The 5,927-nt window shown below is 60.2% G+C and carries 5 protein-coding genes and 3 pseudogenes; 7 read left to right on the top strand and 1 reads right to left on the bottom strand.

Annotated features, from left to right (window positions below):
• Window positions 1-325: pseudogene (locus M511_RS18645) on the top strand (IS5-like element ISPko5 family transposase); the annotation flags it as partial.
• A 250-nt stretch (window positions 326-575) separates the two neighbouring features.
• Window positions 576-2,585, top strand: coding sequence for a Hint domain-containing protein (locus M511_RS18640; RefSeq protein WP_010394516.1), 2,010 nt, complete (start codon window positions 576-578; stop codon window positions 2,583-2,585).
• A gap of 335 nt (window positions 2,586-2,920) precedes the next feature.
• Here M511_RS18640 and M511_RS19515 read toward each other — a convergent pair whose 3' ends face one another.
• A complete protein-coding gene (locus M511_RS19515; RefSeq protein WP_254901075.1) occupies window positions 2,921-3,049 on the bottom strand; it encodes a hypothetical protein in 129 nt (42 codons plus the stop codon).
• 212 nt (window positions 3,050-3,261) lie between these two features.
• Here M511_RS19515 and M511_RS18635 point away from each other — a divergent pair, with 212 nt between their 5' ends.
• From M511_RS18635 to M511_RS18615, 5 genes and pseudogenes are all read left to right on the top strand, one after another.
• Window positions 3,262-3,426: a recombinase family protein gene (locus M511_RS18635; RefSeq protein WP_217809631.1), complete on the top strand. Its 165-nt coding sequence runs from the start codon at window positions 3,262-3,264 to the stop codon at window positions 3,424-3,426.
• Complete coding sequence (locus M511_RS18630; protein WP_217809630.1) at window positions 3,423-3,662, top strand: hypothetical protein; 240 nt, start codon at window positions 3,423-3,425, stop codon at window positions 3,660-3,662. Before M511_RS18635 ends, M511_RS18630 begins: the two co-directional genes overlap by 4 nt.
• Window positions 3,663-3,821: 159 nt before the next feature.
• Window positions 3,822-3,989 (top strand): annotated as a pseudogene (locus tag M511_RS18625) (DUF736 family protein); the annotation flags it as partial.
• Between the two features lie 175 nt (window positions 3,990-4,164).
• Window positions 4,165-4,884 carry a lytic transglycosylase domain-containing protein gene (locus M511_RS18620; RefSeq protein ID WP_254901074.1) on the top strand — a complete coding sequence of 240 codons (720 nt, stop codon included), beginning with the start codon at window positions 4,165-4,167 and terminating at the stop codon, window positions 4,882-4,884.
• A gap of 201 nt (window positions 4,885-5,085) precedes the next feature.
• A pseudogene (locus M511_RS18615) lies at window positions 5,086-5,836 on the top strand (IS110 family transposase); the annotation flags it as partial.
• Window positions 5,837-5,927 lie beyond the last annotated feature (91 nt).

The following is a 5,927-nucleotide window of genomic DNA, read 5'->3' as shown; positions in this document are numbered from 1 at the left end:
TTCAGACTACACGGGCTATGATCTGGTGATGGCCGACAACCTTCCGCAGCCCGCCGTGTTGGTCGCCGACAGGGGCTATGACTCTGATAAAATTAGAGAAGACATCGAGAGCCGTAACGCGCTGCCCATGATCCCCATGCGAAAGAACCGCAAGGTGCGCAAGGTCGTCGACATGACCATCTACACCTTGCGCAACATGGTCGAGCGTTGTTTCAACAAGCTCAAGAACAGTCGCCGCCTGGCAACACGCTACGACAAAACCGCAGACAGTTTCCTCGGCTTCATCGACATCGCCTGCATCAGGCTCTGGCTTCGCCATTTGTAAACATGACCTAATATTTCTTCGACTTGGAAATATGCCCCGCCATGGGTTGACATATATGTGATTTGAAAGCCGTTCGGACATTAGATATATATGCCGGCTTCTTGTTCACCCGGCCTCCGCCAGAATGAGTAATTAAATACCGCGGTCACATGAAATTATGTAGCCCGCACTGACGATCATCCTGTCAGCTGAGTCCCGAAACTACCTCTGTCTGAACTTGCACCAATCGATCAGAAGGTTCCCTGCCGCCATGCCTTACACGCTCACGCTGACCTCTTCGCAAAATATTTCCGGCGGGCCGACCACCGAACATCCGGACAGTGATTTCGTCCTGTCCCAGACCTACGACCCCTCGCTGGACACCACCCGGATCACCTTTTCCGACTACAACCAAACTCTGGATGATATGGCGACCGGAGGGAATAATCCGCCCGGCTCAAGCCCGGATCAGAAGTACGAAAACTCGCAAGGTCAGGAAATCGGTCTTGATCAGGTGCAGACAGCCAAGGTCGTTCACGGCGGGGTTGACTATGGCGAAGTCAAAATCATGCTTGGATATAAATCCGAGCTGGATTGGCAGGGCGGCGAAAACGGCAGCTCATCTACACTGATCGTCGGCAATTTTACCATGTTCGCCATCTGGGCCGAACTCACGCCGGGTGATTGGCAGATTATTGGCTATACCGCGACGGGTATATCAATCAGGGAGGCTACCGATCTTGCGCCGGGTTCCGGTGCCACAGGCTCTCCGGACGCGCCGGATAACCTTACGGCAAGCAAGTTGGAAGGAACGCTGGACGGCAAGGTCCAAGGCACGGATGGCGACGATTTAATTGACGCAAATTACACCGGCGACCCCGATGGAGATGTGATCGACGGAGGGGACAATACTGGTCGCTTTGGTGAATCCGGATCAGACGACGATTACATCGAGGCCGGGGCGGGCAACGATACCGTTTACGCAGGGTTGGGAAACGATACTGTTTATGCCGGAGCAGGCGACGACCTTGTATATGGCGGCGAGGGCGATGACACCATATATGGCGGCGACGGGAACGATACCCTGTATGGCGGACCAGGAAACGATCTGTTTTACGGAGGATACGGCAATGACTGGATGGAAGGTGGAGATGGCGACGATATCATAACCGCCGAGTACGGTCAGGACACCGTTTATGGCGGGGCCGGAAACGATTTTCTATTTGCGCAGTACGGAGACCACTATCTGGACGGTGGTGAGGGAAATGATACTCTTTCTTTTCACGGAGGAAACAGCACCTTAACTGGCGGCGAAGGTTTCGACCATTTTTACGTGTATAATGGCCTGGATCCTGCTAATGACTACGTCCTGATCACGGATTTTAATACTGGCACTGGTCAGGACATCCATGACGGCGACCAATCGAACAACGACTTCATCGCCTTGCACCAAGCGGGCTATTCTTACTACAATCTCGATCTCTACAATAAACTGCACGGCACGAATTATAAAAACCCGCTGCAATGGATGCGGGCCGATCAGGCCGATGACGGCACGCTGAACATGCTGGACGGCCAGAACGGCCTGCCCTATCTGAACGTCAGACTTGAAAACAACGGCAGCCCCGTTGCACCCGAAGACCTGACCTTCGACAACACCGGCGTACCCTGCTTTGCTGGCAGCACGTTGATCGAAACCGATCACGGCCAATGCTGCATCGAGGATCTGCGGCCCGGCAACCTTATCCAGACTGCCGATAACGGCATGCAGCCCATCCGCTGGATCGGCTCGATCAAGCTGGATGCCCGCGCACTGGCGGCCAACCCCAAGCTGCGCCCCATCCGCATCCGGGCCGGGGCGCTGGGGAACGGGACGCCGTCCTCGGACCTTGTGCTTTCGCCGCAGCATCGGGTGCTGGTCCGCTCGCGCATCGCACAAAAGATGTTCGGCGCCACAGAAGTGCTGGTCGCCGCCAGGCAATTGCTGCTGCTTGACGGTATCGACATCGCTACCGACCTGACCGAGGTTGAATATTTCCACATGCTCTTTGACCGGCATGAGGTCGTGATCTCGAACGGTGCGCTGACCGAGTCGCTTTATACAGGTGCACAGGCCCTGCAAGCGGTCGGCAAGGCGGCTAGGGACGAGATCTTTACGCTTTTCCCGCAACTGGGTGAGCAAGGGTTTGAACCAGCCCCAGCCCGCCCCCTGCCTTCGGGCCGCCGCGCGCGCAAGCTTGCAAACCGCCATCTGCAAAACCATCGCCCGATGATGTGTTGACCGTAACCGCACGCCAAATGGGTCACGGCATCCGCCCTGGCCCATTTGGACGGCACGCGATCAACGCTTTAGCAATCAGGCAGGCACGGTTTCGCCACGCAACAGCGGCAGCAGGATGCGGCCCTGATACCCGGTCTGTTGCAGATAGGGCGTGTCGAACAGGATGAACCTGGTTATCCCCTGCCTGGCGTATTCCCGCGGCGAATTGGCAACCTCTTCGGCAGAGCCAACCAGCCAGGTGGTTGCGGCACCGCCTGCTCTGAACTTGCCGGGCGTGGTGTAAAAGCACCTCGCCCCGCTGTTGCAGATCCCCGCTGTTGCAGATCCAGCAACCGCTACTGGCCATGCGCCACAACCCGGCGATGGTCATGCCCGCCAGCCCCCTCGCTCGCAGCCATCTGTGCGACCTTTGCCTCGGCATCGCGCCATGCCTCGGCACTGGAGTCGCGGATCAGTGGATACATAGCTCTTGCCATCTGACTATGCACCGCAGCCACGATCCCGTCCCGGTCCACGCCGACATTCCGGCGACATGGCTGCTGAAGATTGGAGAGCAGGAATTCAAGTTAAATCATTCGTTCGCAGGCAACAGCATGAAGCCGGAAATTCTCTGGCCTGTCCTTAATGCCATTGCCACAGGTCCTGCCCCAAGGCCAAGGAACTGAAGCCAGTCAGCGTGATTGTTACCGTTCCCGTCCCGCCGATCATCGACCGCAAAACCTTCGAGGCGGTTCAGAAGCTGCTCAAAGCCCGCAATCCCAAGGTCATACCCGTCCGCGTCATCAGTGGCCCAACCATGCTGACCGGCCTGATCCATTGCCCGAATGCGGCGAGGCCATGACTATCCGCACCGGCAAAGGCGGGCGCTATCGCTATTATGCCTGCTTGATGAAGGCGCGGCGGGGTCCGACCGCCTGCGAGGGCATGGCCGTGCCGATGGAAAGCTGGACGATCTTGTCGTCAATCACCTTGAGAATCAGCTATTTCAGCCTGAGCGGCTGGAAACCGTTCTTGCCGCTGTACTCAACCGCAGGGAGGAACATGCAGGGCGCCGCCGCGAGCATATCGCCGAGTTGAGCAAGCGCGCCACAGAATCGGAACTGCGCCTCAAGCGGCTCTATGGCGCTATCGAGGCGGGCATTGCCGATCTGGACGACCCGGCGCTGAAAGACCGCATCGACGGCCTCAAGGCCACCCGCCTATCGCGTCCTTCACGGGGTCGAAGATGGCCCGGAGGTCGGCGCGGGCTGGAAGGATGTCGGCGAAAAGGCCGGCGACTACACTTCGCTGGTGATCGAGGATCCCGCCTTGCCGCAGCCGATCCGCGTCAACTTTTTCCGGGACGGCAACACAAGACGGCCTGGTCGCTGCATTGGAGCCGCCCCGCGTGGCGGGCGGGACTGAAAGCCATGCGCTATCGCGTCATCCCCGCGTTCAAAACTCTCATCCCGTTGTTCGCAGAAAGGCCGTCTCATCCCGTCGTCCCGCTCCGGCGCGCGCAGCGAAGCCTCTGGCCGACGTCGCGCCTTGCCCTTGACCGCAGCGAGCACGCTGGAGGGCGAGCCGAGACAGGGAGATTGTGCAATATGCCGGTCTCCTGCTGGCTGGCGTACTCGTGATCACAGCCTGTCCGGTCGCCGTATCGGCGCAGACCGCACCAGTGGCGGGCGTGAATTCCGTCGATCCCTATGCCGGCTTCATCACCGAAGCCTCCCAGCGTTTCGGCGCTCCCGAACGCTGGATTCGCGCCGTGCTGCGCGCCGAGAGCGCGGGTGGCGTGCGCACAATCCCGTCGGCCGGAGCGATGGGATTGATGCAGGTCAAGCCCGATACCTGGGTGGGCCTGCGCGTTCGTCATGGCCTTGGCCGCGATCCCTACGATCCGCGCGACAACATCATGGAGGGCGTGGCTTATCTGCACGAGATGTGGGACCGTTACGGCAATGTCGCTGCAATGCTCGCGGCCTGCAATGCCGGTCCCGGCCGCTACGACGAACATCGCACGACCGGCCGCGCCTTGCCCGCCGAGACGCGCGCCTATGTCACCGCACTTGCGCCGGTTCCGGGCAGCGCGGTCACACCCGAAACATCCGCGCCAGCACCACCACCGCCGCCCGACTGGCGCGATGCGCCGCTCTTCGTCATGCGTCCGAGCGACAGGCGAAGCGCCGATCCGGTGCAGACCATCGGCACATCAGGCGACGCTCGTCCGACCGTTCCGGTGCGCGAGCGCCCCGATGCGGAGCCGCGTGACGGCGGCATGCTCATCACGCGGGCCGACGACGGGAGAGCGCCGTGACGATGGCGCTCCCGCGTCTGTTCGCGCTGGTTCCGGTGTGCAGTCAGGCAGGGTCGCGCCTGGCTGCATTTCCAGTTGGAAGGGCGGAAAGGTCAGAAAGGGCGAACGGCCGCCCGTAATTTGCCAGGCGCCCCATCTGCGGGCGCAGTGGTCGTGAGTGGCGCTAAAGTATCGTCCCCGAAACCACGCAGGAGGCGGACGATGGAATTCTTTTGTGGGCTGGATGTCGCGACCGAGGAGACGGCGGTATGCGTCGTCGATAATCATAGCGAGGTGCATTTGACAGTGAAGGTCGCGACCGAGCCGGATGCGCTGTTCGCCGTACTGAAACCGTTTGTGACGCGGCTCAGGCGCGTCGGTCTTGAGGCGGGATCGTTGTCACCCTGGCTGCATCCGGAGTTGCTGAAGCTCGGCCTGCCAGCGACCTGCCTGGAGACGGTGCATGTACGTACGGCGATGTCGGCGCAGCGCAACAAGACCGACGAGAAGGACACCCTCGGCATTGCCTATATCATGCGCACCGGCGGGTTCCGCGCCGCGCATGTGAAAACGGAGAGTTGCTACCGGATGCGCCTGCTTCTGACACACCGGCGCAACCTGAAACGCAGGTTTCTCGACCTGGAGAACGCCGTCCGCCATTCGCTCAAGAGTTTTGGGATCAAGCTCGGCGGCATCTCGCGCAGCAAGTTCGACCAGGCGGTGCGCGAGGCCGCGGCGGATGATCCGTTCATTGCCGAGTTGATGGACGCTATGCTGACGGCGCGGGCGGCGCTGTGGAAGGAGGATTGCCGGCTAAGATGGTGGCGCAGAGCGAGTTGTGCCGCCGCTTCATGGCGATCCCCGGCGTCTGGCCTGTGATGGCGCTGTCCTTCATGACGGCGATGCCGATGTAGGGCGCGCGCTCTACGAGGCGGCGTCCGGTCTGATGACCCGCTTCAAGGGCAAGGACAAGACCTATCATTACAGTTGCGTTTTCATCTGATCTCTGAATCACTGGGCTACCATGATTTGAATGGGGTCATGGATGTCGGGATTAGCTGTCG

This window comes from Paracoccus sp. J56 (genome assembly GCF_019633685.1).
Classification (GTDB): domain Bacteria; phylum Pseudomonadota; class Alphaproteobacteria; order Rhodobacterales; family Rhodobacteraceae; genus Paracoccus; species Paracoccus kondratievae.
The sequence above is the reverse complement of the archived record's forward strand: the minus strand, read 5'-3'. Positions and strand labels throughout refer to the sequence as shown.